The sequence below is a fragment of the Mesorhizobium sp. M7A.F.Ca.US.002.01.1.1 genome (genome assembly GCF_004022955.1).
GTDB classification, from domain to species: domain Bacteria; phylum Pseudomonadota; class Alphaproteobacteria; order Rhizobiales; family Rhizobiaceae; genus Mesorhizobium; species Mesorhizobium ciceri.
In genome coordinates, this window is record NZ_RZQE01000952.1 from 1 (window position 1) to 920 (window position 920).

At 61.5% G+C, this 920-nt stretch carries 1 protein-coding gene; it reads left to right on the top strand.

The genetic code is table 11. The features are described 5' to 3' along the window. Nucleotides 1-442: 442 nt before the first annotated feature. The coding region (locus tag EN932_RS38310) for a hypothetical protein (protein WP_206619047.1) at nt 443-920 on the top strand (478 nt) is incomplete at its 3' end.

The following is a 920-nucleotide window of genomic DNA, read 5'->3' on the forward strand; positions in this document are numbered from 1 at the left end:
ACCGTATCTTTCGCAAGACGGGAACGAATCAACAAAGCCAGCTTGTTGCGCTTTTGAAATCGGCACATCCATTCCAGCAATGAGCTATCGGATCTAGGCGATTGCGCGTGATGTCCGACTTGCACGGGCTTTCCGCAAGCGCGATCGCGGCCCCGACTCCGAGTCATTTTAGCATCATATGGTGACTAGGCGGCTCGCACTCTTCCCGGCAATGTTCTGCATTGGAGTTGACCGGTGTGGTTCCCGGATGGGCCCGGACCTCTTCCACCGAAATATGGCCAAAGAGGCGTTCATGAAGACGGCGATCTATTTCATCGGAGTGGCGGCGGCCGCGGCCGTGGCGATCGTGGGCTTTCCGCAATTCATAGCGACAGCGAAGACAACCTATGATCGCTGCCCAGGCACCCTGGAGCATGGAAGGTGCGGAGGTTCACGCTTTTTTGTGCTCGTCACGGATTCGGGAAAACACAAAAAGCTCCGTTCCTCCTCCAGCTCGTCTGGACACTCGAGCTCAGGCATATGGGGTACCTCCGGACAGAGCCCACGCTCTTCCGGGCAGGGCGGCAACACCAGTGGCGGCACGTCGGGCGGTACGTCCGGCGGCACATCGGGCACTTCCGGACAGAGTTCCGGTACGTCAGGCAACACCAGTGGCGGCACATCGGGCGGCACGTCGGGCACTTCCGGACAGAGTTCCGGTACGTCCGGCAACACCAGTGGTGGTACGTCCGGCGGCACCAGCGGTGGTACGTCCGGCAACACCAGTGGTGGCACGTCCGGCAACACCAGCGGTGGTACGTCCGGCAACACCAGCGGTGGCACGTCCGGCAACACCAGCGGTGGCACGTCCGGCAACACCAGTGGTGGCACGTCCGGCAACACCAGCGGTGGTACGTCCGGCAACACCAGCGGTGGTACGT